The 17,746-nt window shown below is 32.1% G+C and carries 19 protein-coding genes; 2 read left to right on the forward strand and 17 right to left on the reverse strand.

The window, feature by feature from the left end; translation table 11 throughout:
• Positions 1–6: 6 nt before the first annotated feature.
• The 12 genes from V1T75_RS01580 to V1T75_RS01635 all read right to left on the reverse strand — a co-directional run bounded on the left by V1T75_RS01580 (position 7) and on the right by V1T75_RS01635 (position 12,087).
• Positions 7–1,161 (reverse strand): class I SAM-dependent methyltransferase, encoded by a 1,155-nt coding sequence (locus tag V1T75_RS01580; RefSeq protein ID WP_330486803.1) that lies wholly within the window; start codon positions 1,159–1,161, stop codon positions 7–9.
• 18 nt (positions 1,162–1,179) lie between these two features.
• Entirely contained in the window at positions 1,180–1,767 is a 588-nt protein-coding gene (gene hisIE / locus V1T75_RS01585; protein WP_330486804.1) for a bifunctional phosphoribosyl-AMP cyclohydrolase/phosphoribosyl-ATP diphosphatase HisIE, read from the reverse strand.
• A complete protein-coding gene (gene hisF, locus V1T75_RS01590) occupies positions 1,764–2,516 on the reverse strand; it encodes an imidazole glycerol phosphate synthase subunit HisF (RefSeq protein ID WP_330486805.1) in 753 nt (250 codons plus the stop codon). Before hisF ends, hisIE begins: the two co-directional genes overlap by 4 nt.
• A gap of 3 nt (positions 2,517–2,519) precedes the next feature.
• Positions 2,520–3,236, reverse strand: coding sequence for a 1-(5-phosphoribosyl)-5-[(5-phosphoribosylamino)methylideneamino]imidazole-4-carboxamide isomerase (hisA, locus tag V1T75_RS01595; RefSeq protein WP_330486806.1), 717 nt, complete (start codon positions 3,234–3,236; stop codon positions 2,520–2,522).
• 11 nt (positions 3,237–3,247) lie between these two features.
• On the reverse strand, positions 3,248–3,829 hold the full coding sequence (hisH, locus tag V1T75_RS01600) for an imidazole glycerol phosphate synthase subunit HisH (RefSeq protein ID WP_330486807.1): 582 nt from the start codon (positions 3,827–3,829) through the stop codon (positions 3,248–3,250).
• An 84-nt stretch (positions 3,830–3,913) separates the two neighbouring features.
• Positions 3,914–5,044: a bifunctional histidinol-phosphatase/imidazoleglycerol-phosphate dehydratase HisB gene (gene hisB / locus V1T75_RS01605; protein WP_330486808.1), complete on the reverse strand. Its 1,131-nt coding sequence runs from the start codon at positions 5,042–5,044 to the stop codon at positions 3,914–3,916.
• Positions 5,041–6,117: a histidinol-phosphate transaminase gene (hisC, locus tag V1T75_RS01610; RefSeq protein ID WP_330486809.1), complete on the reverse strand. Its 1,077-nt coding sequence runs from the start codon at positions 6,115–6,117 to the stop codon at positions 5,041–5,043. Before hisC ends, hisB begins: the two co-directional genes overlap by 4 nt.
• Positions 6,110–7,399 carry a histidinol dehydrogenase gene (hisD, locus tag V1T75_RS01615; protein WP_330486810.1) on the reverse strand — a complete coding sequence of 430 codons (1,290 nt, stop codon included), beginning with the start codon at positions 7,397–7,399 and terminating at the stop codon, positions 6,110–6,112. Before hisD ends, hisC begins: the two co-directional genes overlap by 8 nt.
• 88 nt (positions 7,400–7,487) lie before the next feature.
• Positions 7,488–8,345 (reverse strand): ATP phosphoribosyltransferase, encoded by an 858-nt coding sequence (hisG, locus tag V1T75_RS01620; RefSeq protein WP_330486811.1) that lies wholly within the window; start codon positions 8,343–8,345, stop codon positions 7,488–7,490.
• A gap of 306 nt (positions 8,346–8,651) precedes the next feature.
• Positions 8,652–10,424 (reverse strand): translational GTPase TypA, encoded by a 1,773-nt coding sequence (typA, locus tag V1T75_RS01625; protein WP_330486812.1) that lies wholly within the window; start codon positions 10,422–10,424, stop codon positions 8,652–8,654.
• A 191-nt stretch (positions 10,425–10,615) separates the two neighbouring features.
• Positions 10,616–10,924 (reverse strand): LETM1 domain-containing protein, encoded by a 309-nt coding sequence (locus tag V1T75_RS01630; protein ID WP_330486813.1) that lies wholly within the window; start codon positions 10,922–10,924, stop codon positions 10,616–10,618.
• Positions 10,924–12,087 carry a proline dehydrogenase family protein gene (locus tag V1T75_RS01635; protein ID WP_417799729.1) on the reverse strand — a complete coding sequence of 388 codons (1,164 nt, stop codon included), beginning with the start codon at positions 12,085–12,087 and terminating at the stop codon, positions 10,924–10,926. Before V1T75_RS01635 ends, V1T75_RS01630 begins: the two co-directional genes overlap by 1 nt.
• A gap of 105 nt (positions 12,088–12,192) precedes the next feature.
• Here V1T75_RS01635 and aroB point away from each other — a divergent pair, with 105 nt between their 5' ends.
• Positions 12,193–13,251, forward strand: coding sequence for a 3-dehydroquinate synthase (gene aroB / locus V1T75_RS01640; protein WP_330486814.1), 1,059 nt, complete (start codon positions 12,193–12,195; stop codon positions 13,249–13,251).
• A 28-nt stretch (positions 13,252–13,279) separates the two neighbouring features.
• Here the strand turns inward: aroB and V1T75_RS01645 are convergent, their stop codons facing one another.
• The 4 genes from V1T75_RS01645 to V1T75_RS01660 all read right to left on the reverse strand — a co-directional run bounded on the left by V1T75_RS01645 (position 13,280) and on the right by V1T75_RS01660 (position 15,898).
• On the reverse strand, positions 13,280–14,167 hold the full coding sequence (locus tag V1T75_RS01645; RefSeq protein WP_330486815.1) for a mechanosensitive ion channel family protein: 888 nt from the start codon (positions 14,165–14,167) through the stop codon (positions 13,280–13,282).
• A 56-nt stretch (positions 14,168–14,223) separates the two neighbouring features.
• Positions 14,224–14,727, reverse strand: a complete 504-nt coding sequence (locus V1T75_RS01650) for a Dps family protein (RefSeq protein ID WP_330486816.1) — start codon at positions 14,725–14,727, stop codon at positions 14,224–14,226.
• 167 nt (positions 14,728–14,894) lie between these two features.
• Positions 14,895–15,443, reverse strand: coding sequence for a hypothetical protein (locus V1T75_RS01655; protein WP_330486817.1), 549 nt, complete (start codon positions 15,441–15,443; stop codon positions 14,895–14,897).
• 293 nt (positions 15,444–15,736) lie between these two features.
• The gene (locus V1T75_RS01660) at positions 15,737–15,898 is read right to left on the reverse strand and encodes a DUF1328 domain-containing protein (protein WP_330486818.1); all 162 of its coding nucleotides are present in this window, start codon (positions 15,896–15,898) and stop codon (positions 15,737–15,739) included.
• Positions 15,899–16,293: 395 nt separating this feature from the next.
• Between V1T75_RS01660 and V1T75_RS01665 the strand changes: the two genes are divergently transcribed.
• Positions 16,294–16,923: an SOS response-associated peptidase family protein gene (locus V1T75_RS01665; protein ID WP_330486819.1), complete on the forward strand. Its 630-nt coding sequence runs from the start codon at positions 16,294–16,296 to the stop codon at positions 16,921–16,923.
• A 23-nt stretch (positions 16,924–16,946) separates the two neighbouring features.
• Here the strand turns inward: V1T75_RS01665 and V1T75_RS01670 are convergent, their stop codons facing one another.
• Positions 16,947–17,741, reverse strand: coding sequence for a patatin-like phospholipase family protein (locus V1T75_RS01670; RefSeq protein WP_330486820.1), 795 nt, complete (start codon positions 17,739–17,741; stop codon positions 16,947–16,949).
• Between the last annotated feature and the right edge of the window lie 5 nt (positions 17,742–17,746).

Raw genomic sequence — 17,746 nt, forward strand, 5'->3', positions numbered from 1 at the left:
AAAATATTATAGCAAGCTCTCTAAATAGTGTTGCTCTATTTGGTAAGCTTCTTTTAAGTCTAAAATTTTAGTTTCAATACGTTTCTTATCTACTTTTTTAGACGACTTGGCACCAATTAACATTACATTTTTACGTGTATGTTCGTTACTAATAAACTCAAAAACCTTCGTACTGTAATTATTTTTTTCTAAAATTAAAGCACGTATGGTATCGGTCACCATTTCAAACTGTCGTTCTTTAAAAATACCGTATTTTAACAACGGACTCTCCTGCTCTTTTCCTTTAACTTGTTGACGAATTTGCTTATGGCAACACGGAGCACAAATAATTAACTCCGCTTTTGACACCAAGCCTTTATATATAGCATCATCGGTAGCAGTATCACAAGCATGTAAAGCAATTAAAATATCTATTTTATGACGATCATAATCCTGAATTGGTTGGGCTACAAAAAGCAGTCCTTTAAATCCACATTTCTTTGCTATATCATTACAATAATCAACTAAATTTTCTCGTAATTCAATCCCTGTTATGCTTACTTCATACCCCTTTTGATTAACCAAATAGTCATACAACGCAAAAGTTAAATATCCTTTTCCCGATCCCATATCAACAATATGGATATGCTTAGGTAGTTTTACCGATTGTATTTGAGTTTCTATTATTTCAAGATACTTGTTAATTTGACGGTATTTATCGGCCATTTTAGGAATTACTTTTCCTTCTTTAGATGTTATTCCTAAAAAACATAAGTAATCACTATTTTTAGCTCTTTTCTCCTTAGGCTTATCATGAGTTTCAGGTAATTTGTTCTTAAAACTAGGCTGTGTAGTTTTATAACTTACTTTTTTCTTTTTAGAAACAAACACCAATAAATCATTTGTCAACGTAAACAAGCTTGCTGCCCTAAATTTCACTGAAAGTAAATGAGTTAATTCTTCTATACACTCTTCAAACGAATAGTTTTTTGTTTGATCGTTTGTTGTATATCGGTATAAAAACTGAAAATGTGTTTCTCCTCTTAGTGTAATTTGACGAACATATACATTCGATAAGTCATCACTTTTCCGAATAGGTTTACTGAGCGTTAGCTTTACAAAATCGTTTTTTTGTATGCTGTTTTGAAACTCGATAAATAATTGATGTAAGGCTTCTTTCATAGTGCAAAAATACTACCTTTATTTTACTCTACTTTGTAAAGTCTCTTCAATATCCGTTAAATTAATCCCTTTGGCTTTTAGTAAAATTAAATAGTGATATAACAAATCGGCTGCTTCATTTTTGAATAATTCATCGTTGTTATCTTTCGCTTCAATAACTACTTCAACAGCTTCCTCTCCAACTTTTTGAGCTACTTTATTAATCCCTCTCTTGTAAAGCTTATTTGTATACGATGTTTCGACATCATTATCTATTCTATCAGAAATAATACTTTCTAAGGAATATAAAAAACCTTTCGAAGTCTCTTCAGCAAAACAAGAAGTAGTTCCTTTGTGGCAGGTTGGTCCAGCAGGGCTAACTTTTATCAATAACGTATCATTATCACAATCTACCTGAATACCTTCTACCCACAAAAAATTTCCTGATTCTTCACCTTTTGTCCACAGCCTTTTTTTGGTTCGGCTATAAAAAGTAACCTTGCCTTCCTCTTGTGTTTTTTGAAAGGCTTCTTCATTCATATAACCTAACATCAACACTTGCATAGTAGTGTTGTTTTGAATTACGACTGGAACTAGTCCGTTTCCTTTTGTAAAATCTATATTCATCGTATGGGAATGTTTTGTTTTTTTAATTCGCTTTTTAGTATGGGTACTGGTATCTCTCCAAAGTGAAAAATACTCGCTGCTAACCCAGCACTAGCTTGAGTTTTTGTAAAAACTTCTGTAAAGTGTTCTACTGTTCCTGCTCCACCTGACGCAATTACAGGAATATTTACAGAAGAACTCACTACTTTGGTTACATCAATATCAAATCCGCTTTTGGTTCCATCACTATTCATAGAGGTTAATAAAATTTCGCCTGCTCCTAATTTTTCTACTTCTCTAGCCCAACTTACCGTTTCGAACTCAGTTTCAAAAGTGCCTCCTTTTGTAAACACTTTCCACTCTCCGTTTACATTTTTAGTATCAATGGCAACCACAACAAACTGACTTCCAAATCGATTTTTTAAATCGGTAATCAATTGTGGATTTTTTACTGCGGAAGAATTGATACTTACTTTATCGGCTCCTGCTTGTATTAAGGCTACTGCATCTTCAACAGTACTAATACCACCACCAACAGTAAAAGGAATATTAATTTCTTGAGCGATTGTTTTTACCAATGTAACTAAGGTTTTTCTATTTTCTAGTGTTGCTGTAATATCTAGAAAAACTAATTCATCTGCTCCTTGTTGTACATATTGTTTTGCCAGCTCAACGGGATCTCCAGCATCTTTAATAGCTATAAAATTGACCCCTTTTACAGTTCGTCCGTTTTTAATATCCAAACAAGGAATAATTCGTTTCTTTAGCATGTTCTAGTTTATAAATTTTTGCAATTCTTTTAGACTAATGTTTCCTTCGTAAATAGCTTTACCTACAATAGCTCCTTCACAGCCAATTTCTTTCAATCGGTATAAGTCATTTATATTGGCTACACCGCCACTCGCTATTAAATTGACAGAAGTTTTGCTTAAAATTTCTAAATATAAATCTAAAGAAGCTCCTTGTAACATCCCGTCTTTAGCCACATCGGTACAGATGGTATTAGTGATGCCAATTTCTTGATATGTACTAATAAAATCAACAACATCAATTTCAACTGTTTGTAACCACCCATTGGTAGCTATTTTTCTGTTTTTACAATCGGCTCCCAAGATAATTTTATCTTTTCCATAGGTAGTGAACCATTTAATAAAAGTTTCTGGGTCTTTAACTGCTATGCTCCCTCCTGTTATCTGGTTTGCTCCGCTTTCAAATGCGATACGGGCGTCTTCATTAGACTTTAATCCGCCGCCAAAATCAACTTTTAAGTTCGTTTTTGTTGCGATTTGTGTTAAAACCTTGTGATTTATAATCCGATTAGATTTGGCTCCATCTAAATCAACAACGTGTAAATATTCTATTCCGTTAGTTTCAAATTCTTTAGCAACTTCTAATGGGTTCTCATTGTATATTTTTTTGGTGTTGTAATCGCCTTTAGTTAGCCGAACACATTTTCCTTCTATTATATCTATCGCAGGGATAATTCTCATTTTAATCTCTTTTATAATGTTAAAAAATTTTTCAATAATTCCTCTCCAACATTTGCTGATTTCTCTGGATGAAACTGCATTGCGTAAAAATTATCCCGCTGCATAATGGAACTAAACGGAAGAATATAATTACAGATAGCTAAGGTGTTTTTACACACTTCTGCATAATACCCATGAACGTAGTATACATCGTTATTTAGAGTTATGTTTTTTAGTATTTCAGCCGATTTTAATTCTGAAAAATTATTCCATCCCATATGAGGAACTTTTTCTTTGGGTGGAAATTGCTTTGCTTGTGCTTCAAAAATCCCCAAGCATTTCGTATTTCCTTCTTCAGAAGAGGTACACATTAATTGCAAGCCTAAACAAATTCCCAGTACAGGTTGTTGTAAAGAAACAAGTAGCTCGTCTAGTTTTCGTTCTTTTAAATATCGCATGGCTGAGCTTGCTTCTCCAACCCCAGGAAATATTACTTTATCTGCTGCTTTTATTTCTGTTGGGTTATCGGTAATAACACTTTCGTATCCTAAACGTGTTAACGCATTTTGTACCGACCGGATATTTCCTGCATTGTATTTTACAATCGCTATCATATTTTAATTATAAATGATGAATTTTTAATTACAAATTATTTTCTCATACTATTGAGTAATTCATAATTTTTAATTCGTAATTGATTACAGAACTCCTTTGGTTGATGGTAAAATCATTTTATCAGCCTCTCTTTTTACTGCTACTTTTATAGCTTTGGCAAAAGCTTTGAAAATGGCTTCTATTTTATGGTGCTCGTTCGTTCCTTCTGCTTTGATATTCAAATTACATTTTGCGCCATCTGTAAACGACTTAAAGAAGTGATAAAACATTTCTGTAGGCATTTTACCTATCATTTCTCGTTTAAAATCTGCTTCCCACACCAACCAATTTCTTCCACCAAAATCAATGGCTACTTGTGCTAAGCAATCATCCATAGGTAAGCAGAAACCGTAACGTTCAACCCCTAGTTTATTTCCTAATGCTTTGTAAAACACTTCTCCTAAAGCAATCGCAGTATCTTCAATGGTGTGATGCTCGTCTACTTCTAAGTCTCCTGTTACTTGAATAGTCAAATCCATTTGACCGTGACGTGCTATTTGGTCTAACATATGATCAAAAAAGGCTATGCCAGTATCAATGTCACTTTTTCCTGTTCCATCTAAATTTACTCCTATTTTTATTTGAGTTTCATTGGTATTTCTCTCTATAAAAGCAGATCGGTCTTCTAACTTTAAAAATTCATAAATCGTGTTCCAATCGTTACTTTCTAAAGCTATAAAATCATCTAGTTCCTCTCTTTTTACAGTAATTTCATCAGTTCCTAAATTCGTTTCATCATTGATGTAAATTGCTTTGCTTCCTAAATTTTTAGCCAATTCTACGTCCGTTAAACGGTCTCCTATAACAAAAGAATTTTTCAAATCATATTCTTCAGAAAAGAATTTGGAGAGTAAACCTGTATTGGGTTTTCTGGTAGGTTGATTGTCTTTCGCAAAGGTTCTATCAATAATTTCTTCTGAAAACACAATACCTTCTTCTTTCAAGGTATTCATCACAAAGTTGTGTACAGACCAAAAGGTATTTTCTGGATATACCTCTGTTCCTAATCCGTCTTGATTTGTTACCAACACTAGTTCAAAATCGAGTTTAGCAATCTTACTCAACCCTTGAAAAACTTTTGGATAGAATTGTAGTTTTTCAAATGAATCTGTTTGTTCATCTGCTGGTTCTTTGATTAAGGTACCATCTCTATCTATAAATAGTATTTTTTTCATTGTCTTTTAAAGTTTAAAGTTCCTTTGTTAACTTTATTTGGTGTAACACTCAATTTTTCTAATGCCTTTATGAATTGTTTATTTTCTTTTTCGCTTCCTATAGTAACTCGTATGCAATTATGTACCAAACCATTCCTGTTTCTCGTAATAATTTTTTGAGCGACTAATTGATTATACAATTCAGTAGCATTGGTTACCTCTATTAAAATAAAATTAGCTTCTGAAGGATATACTTTTTTAATGAATTCAATTTCTTGTAACTCCTTTTCTAATTTTTCTTTTTCATTGAGAATGATGTTTTTCTCTATTTCAAACTGCGCTATATTATCCAGCTTCTCTAAAACTGCTTTTTGGTTTAAGGCACTTACATTATAGGGGGGCTTTACTTTGTTGTATAAATTTATAATGGTAGAATTTGCATAGGCGACTCCTACTCTTACACCAGCCAAAGCCCAAGCCTTACTAAACGTTTGGCTTACAATTAAATTGGGATAGTTTTTTAATTGATTTATAAAAGATGTTTTAGTGCTAAAATCAATATAAGCTTCATCAATAATTACAATTCCCTTGAAGTTACGTAGAATAAACTCAATTGTTTCTTTGGTAAAACAATTTCCAGTAGGATTGTTAGGTGAACAAATGAAGATTAACTTTAAGCTTTCATCAGCTAAATATGTTTCTAGGCTGTTTATATCGATCTGAAAATCTTCTGTTAACGGTAACTCTATTAACGATACATCGTTAATGGTCGCAGAAACATTGTACATTCCATAAGATGGTGTAAAAGTTAATGCTTTGTCTTTCCCTGGCTTACAAAATATTCGAAAAGCCAAATCGATTACTTCATCACTTCCATTTCCTATAAAGATTTGATTCTCATTTACACCTTTAATTTCAGACAATCGTTTTTTAATAGCTGTTTGTTGTGGGTCTGGATAGCGATTTAAGCTTCCAAATGGATTTTCATTCGCGTCTAAATACACTTCTGCCTCTCCTTTGAATTCATCTCTAGCAGAAGAATAGGCTTTTAGCTGTTGAATATTAGGTCGTACTATTTTTTCTAAATTAAACATTGTTAAGCTCTTTTAATCTAACTGTTATTGCATTTTTGTGTGCTTGTAAGCCTTCTGCTTCCGCCATCAACTCTATAGCTTTCCCTAAATTTTCAATTCCTTCTTTAGTGACTTCTTGAAAGGTTATTTTCTTTACAAAACTATCTAACGAAACACCACTGTAGTTTTTTGCATACCCATTGGTAGGTAATGTGTGATTGGTTCCACTAGCATAATCACCAGCACTTTCACAACTGTAATTCCCTAAAAATACTGACCCTGCATTTACGATTCCGTCAATATATGCCTCAATCTCTTTTGAAGCTATAATTAAGTGTTCTGGTGCATACTCGTTACTAAAGTCTATACATTCTTCTTTAGAATTAAAAACCACTGTAAAACTATTTTCTATTGCTTTTTTAGCAACTTCTTTCCTAGGTAAGTCTTCTAACTGTTTCTTTAACTCTACTTCCACATTTTTAGCGACTTCTTCGTTAGTAGTTACCAATACTGATTGACTGTCTGCTCCGTGCTCAGCTTGTGATAACAAGTCAGCTGCCACAAATACAGGATTACTAGTTTCATCAGCGATGACCAACACTTCACTTGGACCCGCTGGCATGTCGATAGCTACTCCTTGTTGTTGCACTAATTCTTTGGCCTTCGTAACAAATTGATTTCCCGGCCCTAAAATTTTATACACATTCGGAATAGTTTCTGTTCCATACGCCATGGCTCCTATAGCCTGAGCACCTCCTACTTTAAAAATTTTAGTTACTCCTACCAAAGAAGCAGTGTATAAAATAGCTGCATTAATCTTACCTTCTTTATTCGTTGGAGTACACAGTACTATTTCTTTACAGCCCGCTATTTTTGCAGGGACTCCCAACATTAAAATAGTTGAAAACAGGGGAGCCGTACCTCCTGGAATATACAAACCTACCTTTTCTATGGCTACGTTTTTTCTCCAACAAGTAACCCCGTTTGTTGTCGTTATCTTTTTAGGTACTTCTTTTTGAGAGTTGTGAAATGTTTCAATATTTTTTTTTGCTAATTGTATCGCTAATTTTAATTCTTCTGATACTAAGTTTTGTGCTTCTTCTAACTCTTCTCTAGAAACTTGTAACTCGGTTAACGACACTCCATCAAATAATTGTGTGTATTTTTTTAACGCTTTGTCTTTATTAAGCTTTACATCATTTAATATTGTTTGTACTGTTTCCTGCAAACTGTTTTCGCTTAAAGTAGCTCTTTTACAAAGTGAATTCCAAGTTTGTCTTACTGGGTTTTTTATAATTTTCATCTGTTTCTTTCTTTTGTTTTTAACTGTCGTGCCTTTACTTTGTTTAGCACAGATACAAGAAATTAAATCCTTGGCCATCGACCTACGATTAAACAACCATTTTTTCTATTGGGCAAACTAAAATCCCTTCTGCTCCATTACTTTTTAACTCATCTATAATTTCCCAAAACTGATTTTTATTCAATACAGAGTGTACAGAACTCCATCCTTCCTCAGCTAATGGTAATACAGTTGGACTACGCATTCCTGGTAAAATATCGATGATTTTTTCAAGCTTCTCATTCGGTGCGTTTAACAACACATATCTTGATTGTCTGGCTTTTAGTACTGATTGAATTCTAAATTGTAATTTATTGAGAATTGCTTGTTGTTGTTCTTTTATTTGGGGTGAAACCGCTAACACAGCTTCCGACTTTAATAAAACTTCTACTTCCTTCAAATTATTTTTGAATAATGTTGAACCACTAGAAACAATATCACAAATACCATCGGCTAATCCAATATTAGGAGCTATTTCAACAGAACCATTAATAATATGCAATTGTGCTGGAATATTATTTTCTTGTAAATACTTTAAAACGGTATTAGGATATGAAGTGGCTATTTTTTTATTCTGAAAGTAGTTTATTCCCGTATATTCTTCATTCTTAGGAATTGCCAAGGATACTTTACATTTCGAAAAACCTAGTTTTTCTATAAATTGAATTCCTTCTCCTTTTTCTATTAGTAAATTCTCTCCAATAATGGCTATGTCTACTACTCCATCTTTTAAATATTGTGGAATGTCTCCATTTCTTAAGTAGAAAACCTCTATGGGAAAATTACTGGCTGAGGCTTTTAGTTGATCTTTACCATTATCGATAGCGATTCCACAGTCTTTAAGAATTTGTAGCGACTCTTGGTTGAGTCTTCCTGATTTTTGTATGGCTATTTTTAATTTACTCATTTCTAGTTTTGAATGGGTTTGAGTAAATCGTTTTGAGCAACTTATTTCTGGCGCCTTAGAAATAAAAAACCCGTTTGATTTACTCAAACGGGTTTAAAATATATCTTGACTTTATTCAATACATTTTCAGCTCGCCTGAGTGCAAGTATGAAAATGATGATGATGTAATTGAATAAAACTCATGTCTGTTATTTTGTTCCTACAAAGATTTGCATTTTATTTTTAATTATGCAAGTTATTTTTAATAAAAAATAAAACCACCTGAAATTCAAGTGGTTTAGTCTTTATGCTAAAAGCAGCTTTGTATTATTTTACGAAGTTAATTTTACGCATACGTAAACTTTCTGGAGTAACTTCTAAATACTCATCTGGTCTAATATATTCCATACATTCTTCTAAAGAGAAGTCAATTTTTGGAGCAATTTTTACACCATCATCAGAACCTGAAGCACGTACGTTTGTTAACTTCTTTCCTTTAATTAAGTTTACTGCCATATCATCTGCCTTGGCATTTTCACCTACAACCTGACCTTTGTAAATTTCTTGGTTAGGATCGATAAAGAAACGTCCTCTATCTTGTAAACGGTCAATTGCATAAGCAGTAGCTTTTCCTGTTTCAGAAGAAACAATAGCTCCTTTTAACTCTTCTGCAAATTCTCCTTTATAAGGTCCATATTCACTAAATCGATGGTTTATAATGGCTTGACCCGCTGTTGCTGTTAATATTTTATTACGTAACCCAATTAATCCTCTTGATGGGATGGTAAATTCTAAGTGCTGTAAATCGCCTTTTGGTTCCATTACTAATAAATCTCCTTTACGCAAAGAAACTAAGTTAATTGCTTTAGAAGCTACATCTTCTGGAACATCTATTGACAATGTTTCGTATGGCTCGCTTTTAACTCCATCAATGTCTTTTAAAATTACTTGAGGACGACCTACTTGTAATTCATAGCCTTCACGACGCATCGTTTCAATTAACACCGATAAGTGTAATACTCCACGTCCGAATACATTAAATTTGTCTTCTGTATCAGTTTCATCAACACGCAAAGCTAAGTTTTTCTCCATTTCCTTAAATAAACGATCACGTAAGTGACGAGAAGTTACAAACTTACCTTCTTTCCCAAAGAACGGAGAGTTATTAATGGTAAATAACATACTCATGGTAGGTTGATCTACTTCAATTCTTGGCAATGCTTCTGGGGTATCTACATCGGCAATAGTATCACCAATTTCAAAATCATCTAAGCCAGTTACAGCACAAATATCTCCGCTACGCACTTTATCTGCCTCAGCTTTCCCCATTCCTTCAAAAACGTGTAACTCTTTAATACGAACTTTTTTAGTGCTTCCGTCAGCTTTACAAAGCATATAGTCTTTGTTTTTCTCTAAATCTCCACGGTATACACGACCAATAGCTATTCTTCCTTTAAATGAGGAATAATCTAACGACGTAATTTGCATTTGAGGAGACCCTTCACGATATGGTGCTTCAGGAATAGTTTCGATAACAGCATCTAATAAATCGATGATGTCTTCTTTTGGTTCTTGCCAATCGGTACTCATCCATCCATTTTTAGCCGAACCGTAAATCGTAGTAAAGTCTAATTGATTTTCATTTGCTTCTAGGGCAAACATTAAATCAAATACTTTTTCGTGTACTAAATCTGGCGTACAATTTTCTTTGTCTACTTTATTTACCACTACGATAGGAGTTAATCCTAATTCAATTGCTTTTCCTAGTACAAAACGTGTTTGTGGCATTGGCCCTTCAAAAGCATCAACCAATAATAAAACACCATCAGCCATTTTTAATACACGCTCTACTTCTCCACCAAAGTCGGCGTGACCAGGAGTATCAATTACGTTAATTTTAACGCCTTTATAGTTTACTGATACGTTTTTAGATAAAATGGTAATACCACGTTCACGCTCTAAGTCGTTGTTATCTAATAATAAATCAGTACGTTCTTTACGCTCATCTAAAATTTTAGCTTGATCTATAATTTTGTCTACCAAGGTTGTCTTTCCGTGGTCAACGTGTGCTATAATAGCAATATTTCTTATTGATTGCATTCGTGCTTATTTTGAAGCTGCAAAAGTAGTGTTTTATTGTATACGAATTACGAAATTTTATTTATGAAATCGTAATGTTTTATTTAAAGCATTATAAAAACTTCATTTTATCTAGTTTTCTCTTGCTTTAAAAACTTTTGAAGTCTTGGTTTTCTATCTTAATTTGGATAAAAAAACGTAATTTATTAAACCTATTCAGGTTTAGTTTCTTCCAGTTCCTCATCATCAGCTCTAAAAGCACTTGGTAAAATATCAGGTATTAATTTTATAAGTAAAGGCAAAAGCAAAGCGCCTCCAGGAAGCATAAACACAGTAAAAGCAGGAATTGCTTTACAAATATCAATAGTTTGTTCTTTTACTTTTGCCTTTTCTTCGTCTGTCAATGAAGTGGTTAGTGATTTTTTCACAAGAAAGACAAGCTCCCTACTTTCTTGAAGCTCTTTAGCTAATCTTTTTTTATTTTTATAGATAGCTTCTTTTATTTCATCAACTGTATTCATTAAAGCTTTCTACGTGCTTTTTCTGTTTTAAGTAAGTTCAACTCTCTCGATGTTTGTCCGGCTACTGAAGTATTTTCTTCTGCTCTACGAATTAAATATGGCATCACATCACGAACAGGACCAAATGGAACATATTTTGCTACATTATATCCTTCTTTTGCTAAATTAAAACTGATATGGTCGCTCATTCCATATAATTGACCAAACCACATACGTTTATCATTAGCCGCAATATTATGTTCTTTTGCTAAATCCATCAACAAATATGAACTATCTTCATTATGGGTTCCTGCAAAAATTGCCATATTCTTATGATCCATCATATAACGAACTGCTTCGTTATAATTATCATCAGTTGCTTGTTTATCAACACAAATAGGAGATTCATAACCATTTTCTTTGGCTCTTTCACGTTCTTTCTCCATATAAGCTCCACGAACCACTTTCATTCCGATATGATATCCTTTTTGGTGGGCTCTTTGATGTAAATTTCGCAAATATTCCATACGATCATGACGATACATTTGTAGCGTATTGAATACAATGGCTTTTTCTTGGTTATAAATTTCCATTAGCTCTTCAATTAAATCATCAGCAGCATCCTGCATCCAGCTTTCTTCTGCATCAATTAGCAACGGAACATCTTTTGTTTTTGCTGCTTTACACACCGTATGAAAACGCTCTACAACTCTATTCCATTCTACTTTTTCTTCTGAAGTTAACTCTTTTCCTTCAGTTAATTTTTGATATAGCGCAAAACGTCCAAAACCAGTGGGTTTAAAAACTGCGTACGGGATAGATTCTTTTTCTTCAGCAAAATCAATTGTTTTTAATGTCATTTTTAAAGCATCATCAAACTGTGCTTCATCTTCTTTCCCTTCTACTGAATAATCTAAAATACTATGTACTTTACCTTGCTCGTACATTTTTTCGATATTAGGTAAGCAATCGTCTTCACTTACTCCTCCACAAAAATGATCAAAAACTGTTGAGCGAATTAACCCTTCCACTGGTAAATGTGCTTTTAAAGCAAAGTTTGTTACCGCAGTTCCTATGCGAACCATAGGTTGGCTCTGAATCATTTTAAACAAAAAATATGCACGTTCTAACTCTGAGTCAGATTTTAATTTAAAAGCAGTTTCTGTATTGTCAAAAAGTCTCATTATCGAGGTTATATTATATCTTTATTTATTGAGACAAATATAATTGAGTAGACTGATATATTTTAATTTTTTCTATTTAATTTCGCCTTATATTTTTTTGTTATTATGACCACAATTAACGCAGCTACATACCCTATTCATTTTGAAGAAAAAGGCTATAATGAATTAACTTCTTTAATTTCTAAAAAAAACTATTCTTCAGTTTTTATTTTAGTAGATGACAATACTTTAGATTGTTGTTATCCTAGATTTGTACAGTTATTTGCTACAGATAAACCTATTGAAATTATTCAAATTGATGCTGGTGAGGTTTATAAGAATATGGAAACCTGTATGGGGGTTTGGAATGCAATGACAGAATTAGGGGCTGATAGAAAGAGCTTACTAATTACTTTAGGAGGTGGAGTTATTACCGATTTAGGTGGCTTTGTTGCTTCTACATTTAAACGTGGAATTGATTTTGTAAATATACCCACTACCCTATTAAGTATGGTAGATGCTTCTGTAGGAGGTAAAACTGGGGTTGATTTAGGCGTTTTAAAAAACCAGATTGGTGTATTTGCTAATCCAGAGTTAATTATTATTGATCCTGAATACCTACACACCGTAACTCCTAGAGAAATTCGTTCTGGTACAGCAGAAATTATTAAGTATGGAATGACTCATGATATTCGATTGTTTACTAAAATTAAAGATAATGACAACCTTAATATTGTTGACTTGATTCACCGTTCAATAGAAATTAAGAATGAAGTTGTTTTAGAGGATCCTAAAGAACAAGGTGTTCGTAAGGTTTTAAACTGGGGACATACTATTGGACATGGTGTAGAGTCTTATTTTTTAGAACAGCCCAAAAAAGAAGCCTTAACGCATGGTGAAGCTATTGCTATTGGAATGGTTTGTGAGGCCTATTTATCATCAAAAGTATTAGATTTTCCAAAAGATAACGTTGCTGAAATAAAAGATGCTATTATTAAAATATACGGTAAAGTAACTTTGTTAAAAGAAGATTTTCAGCCTATTCTTGAGTTAATGAAACATGATAAAAAGAACATTGGTGGTGAAATTAACTTTGTTCTTCTCAACGATTATGAAGATTTTAAAATAAACAGCAAAGCTTCTGATGATTTAATTAAAGAGAGCCTTAGTTATTATAATTCATAAAAAAGCAACCCAATGGGTTGCTTTTTTTTTATTTTGTTACTGTAATTGGAATGCTGTCTTGTGAACCATATAGTTTTATCTCTGTAATGTCTGCAGGCATGTTTAACCCGTTTTTTATTATCACATTTTTTACGTTTTTAATTACATCACTTTTAACTTCCAATGCACCTCGTTTGTATTCTTTAGTTTTGGTCCAAAAAATAACTTTTAAATTTACGGTACTTACTCCTAATCCGTCTACCGTAACAAAACACTGGTGTTCATCTGTATCAATAACTCCCGATGTATTAATTACGGCGTTTATGATTACTTCTTTTGCTGTATCTATATCATCATCATAATCAATCCCCACCACAAAGTCTAAACGGTAAAAACCGTCTTCAGTATAATTGTATACCGCTTTCTTTACAATATCACTATTGGGAATGTAAACATCTCTTCCATCGAATGTTTTTAATTTGGTAAACCTGAACTCCATCATCTTTACTTTTCCAAAAATATCTCCAATCATTACTGTATCATTAACATCGAAAGGACGGTTAAACGATAAGATTACTCCTGAGATAAAGTTTTCTCCCACATCTTTAAAAGCGAATCCAAAAATTATAGCTGAGGCTCCTGCAGCAGTTAACAATCCAGCTGCAATACCTCCTAAACCTGCTATTTTTAAAGCAACCATAATTACTAAAACACTAAAACTAATTTTAATTGTTTTGGCTAAAAAATTAGTCATCAAAGGATCATTTGTTTTTTTAGAAATTGTTTTTCTAAAAAAATTCGATATAAAATTAGCAGTAATAACCCCTATAGCCACTATGAGGATAGCTATAATTATTTGTGGAATTTGGTTTATAAACTCATTCCAGTATAATTGAACAGATTCTTTTAATTTGGCTATAGTATCACTAAAATTCATGAAGGTTAATCGTTTTTGTTATTTTTATTGTTAATTACAGTTTCTTTTTATTTTGTTTACGATAGTACAATATCTTCTTTCAATTGTTCTACTGTACTTTTACTCCATGCATTCAACATCCAGCTGGTTTTTTCTAAAGAGGCTATATATCCTCCTATCAAATCTACTGTACCTTCATCACCAACCTCTGTTGCCTTTTCAATAATTGTAGACATTTGAGCTAATAGTGTTTTATGATCTTCTAATAAAATAAATACCATATCTGAATCTGTTTGAAAAGGACTTTCTTCTGATATTTTTGCTATTTTTAAGTACCTACTATACCTACTTACAGGATGGTATTGCAATGTTAAAATGCGTTCTGCAATCTCATCAATTTTTATTCTTGCATCTCCATACATTTCTTCAAATTTCTCATGCAATTCAAAGAAGTTCTTTCCTACAATATTCCAGTGAAAGTTTCTAAGTTTTTGATAATAAATATGGTATTCAGCAAGCAATTGGTTTAACTCTTTTGCTACTGGTAATACTTTTTCTGTTTGTATGTTTAAATAGTTCATTCTATATATGTTAGATTAAAAATTAATTACAATACAAAAGTAATTAGAACTCATAGAGCTGTTTTGCTCATTTAATATCGATTCTTGCTCATTTCGTAGAGACTATATTTTTAGCAAAAAAAAGCGGTGAATCAACTCACCGCTCATTAAATTTATATTAAAGAGTACTACATTTTGAAGGTCTCAAAAACTGCATATTCAACTTTTTTAGATTCATTATTTCTATATTCTATAATAAAATCTCCGTACTTATTAAAATAACCTACTCCGTTAAATTCTTTCCCTTCTACAATGTAAAAGTTATTATTCATTGATTTTATTGCTCTGGCTGAAGTAATGTCTTTATCGTCGAGTTTGTATGTAATTAATAAGTCATTTTTATCAATTAAAAAATCGTACTTATTTCCTTTATACTTAAAGTATTTTACCTTTGTTTTTGTATCGTAAAAGGCATCTGAATCGTTGTCTACCATAATTGTTTTATCAACAGTAATTGGTGATTCTACAACGTCTTGGTTAAGTTTGTGTTTCTGTTTTGGGTCAAACTTCGTTTCTTTTTCTTTCTTAGTAACTACCTTTACTTTAGTATTATAAACTTCTCCCTTTTCGTTTACTTTTTTTGCTTTCTTAACTTCAGTAGTTTTTATCACTTCAGTCTGTGCATTCATTGTTATTATTGTACCTATGGACATTAATCCTAATATTAAATTCTTCATTTTAAAATATCATTTAAAATTACAAGTAACCTTCTTTAAAGATGTGTACTTTTTTAACATCTTAATATTATTAGTAATTAGATTACCACAATATTTGTATACTGCAAAGGTATGGGGATAATCATGTTTGGCTTAACTCATTTGATGTGTTTTTTTGCTCATTCCGTAAAAAATCAACTCACAAAATCCATTCCATTAAATTTACTATAATACTTTAACAGTTTTATTAATAAATAAAAAAAAGAGCGTCATAAAAACGCCCTTGTGTATTTTTATGCAGTAATTTTAAGTTCCTATACTTTTCTTTTACCTGTAATTAACGATACAACAAATAAAATTAAGAAAATAAAGAAAGCTATTTTAGCAAAACTTGTTGCAGCACCTGCGATTCCAGTAAATCCTAAAACACCAGCAATAATTGCAATTATAATAAATGTGATTGTCCAACGTAACATATTCTTAAGTTTTAAGTTAATATTTATAACGTACATCTTTTGTACATCACAAAATTAGCTACAAGATTTGTAGTGTCTTTCCTCATTTAATTTTGATTTTGACTCATTTACAAAATGATGGTAATTATGAAATGAGCAAAAAAGTATTTCTTTTGAATTAATCTAAAACATATTCTGATTTTAAATTTGCGGTGTAACAACTATAAATATACCCCTATTATGGAAAAACAAAATGATGATTTTAAAGTAATTAAAGAAAATTTAAAGTCGAAAAACAGAAGCTATATGTTTCAAAATAACAGGGTAACAAGAATTGCGTTCTTGGTAACCTCCTTTTGTTTATTTATAGGAAGTACTATGATTTTCATTTTTAACCAGTAATAAATTAAAATTAAATGAGCTACAAGCTATCAAACATAGCAAGCAAAGAACGGATTAAAGAGTTTACTAAATTAAATTTTAAGTATCCTCATTTACATAAACCTAGACGTAAAATTAATGGGTTAAAAGAACAAACAGTTAACGTTATTACTATGGAAAACCCAAATGAAATTACGCAAGGTATTTGGGGAATTTTGCCTCAAGACTATACCGATAACTGGAGTAAATTTCAACAAATTAAGCATACTTTACATGTAAGAAAGGATGATCTTAAGAAAAACATTCTATTCAAAGAAGCTTTACTTTACAGGAGGTGCTTATTCATTGTTACAGGTTTTTACATTCATAAAATAGTAGGGAATACAATTGAAAATTATTTAGTAGAAAAAAGCAATCAAGAGCCTTTTTATGTGGCTGGTATATACAATACTACCCATGATGGTTTTTTAACCTGTACTGTGATTAACATTAAGGCTACAGAAGAATTTAACACGATTAATAACTTGTATGAGATAATGCCCTTGCAAATACCAAAAATGTTTAAAAGCATGTGGTTAGATTTTAAAACAAGCCAAAACGATATCGATTATTTAATTAACAATCCGTATGATTCTGGGTTGCAAGCGCAAAAGATAGCTACTTGAAACAAACAAACTGTGTATTTGCGTTAACTTATTTTTTCTTCTATATATTTTTTTGCTGTTTTATAAATGGCATCTACTTCTTTCGTAGTAAATCCACTAAACTCACCTAATGGAAAGCAAACAGTAGCATAGGTGTTGAAAAACTTATGTTCTTCTGAAGACAACATTAGAAGCTTTGAGCTATGTGCTAAAACCTTTAAAGTCGTATTCAACTCTCCACTTGTTTTTTCAGAAGGATACACAACATAGCTTCCCACCACAGGGTATTCAGAATCTTTAAACGGTGCTGTAGGAAAATTATCTATAATTCCTCCATCAGAATACAGCATATCCTCTATTTTCACTGGGTTGAACAAGCCTGGCAATGCACATGAAGCTAAGACTGGCTTTAACAAATCACCTTCGTAAAAGTACTGAGTGGTTCCTTTGTTTAAATTAGTGGTAGAAACTGTTAGGGGTATCGTTAATTCTTCAAATGTTGGTTTAATTTTATCGTTTATTAGCCTTGCATAATTTGACGAATTAAAAATTCCTGGTTTAGCAATCGTTATCCAAGAAAACTGGAATATTTCAGTAGTTTTAAAAAAGTTTAATATTTCTTGCGGTCTCATTCCTGAAGCATACATTGATCCAACTAAAGAACCTGAGCTACAAGCCGAAATAGCATTTATTTTAACATTTAATTCCTCTAGCTTTTCTAATAAAGCAATGTGAGCCACTCCTTTTTCTGCCCCTCCACTTAACACTAAATTTATTGGAACTTTAGTATCTAAATTTTTTATTTTTTGAAGAGAACATTGGTACTTTTCTTTAATCATATTTT

The sequence above is a fragment of the Tenacibaculum sp. FZY0031 genome (assembly GCF_036350695.1).
GTDB lineage: Bacteria > Bacteroidota > Bacteroidia > Flavobacteriales > Flavobacteriaceae > Polaribacter.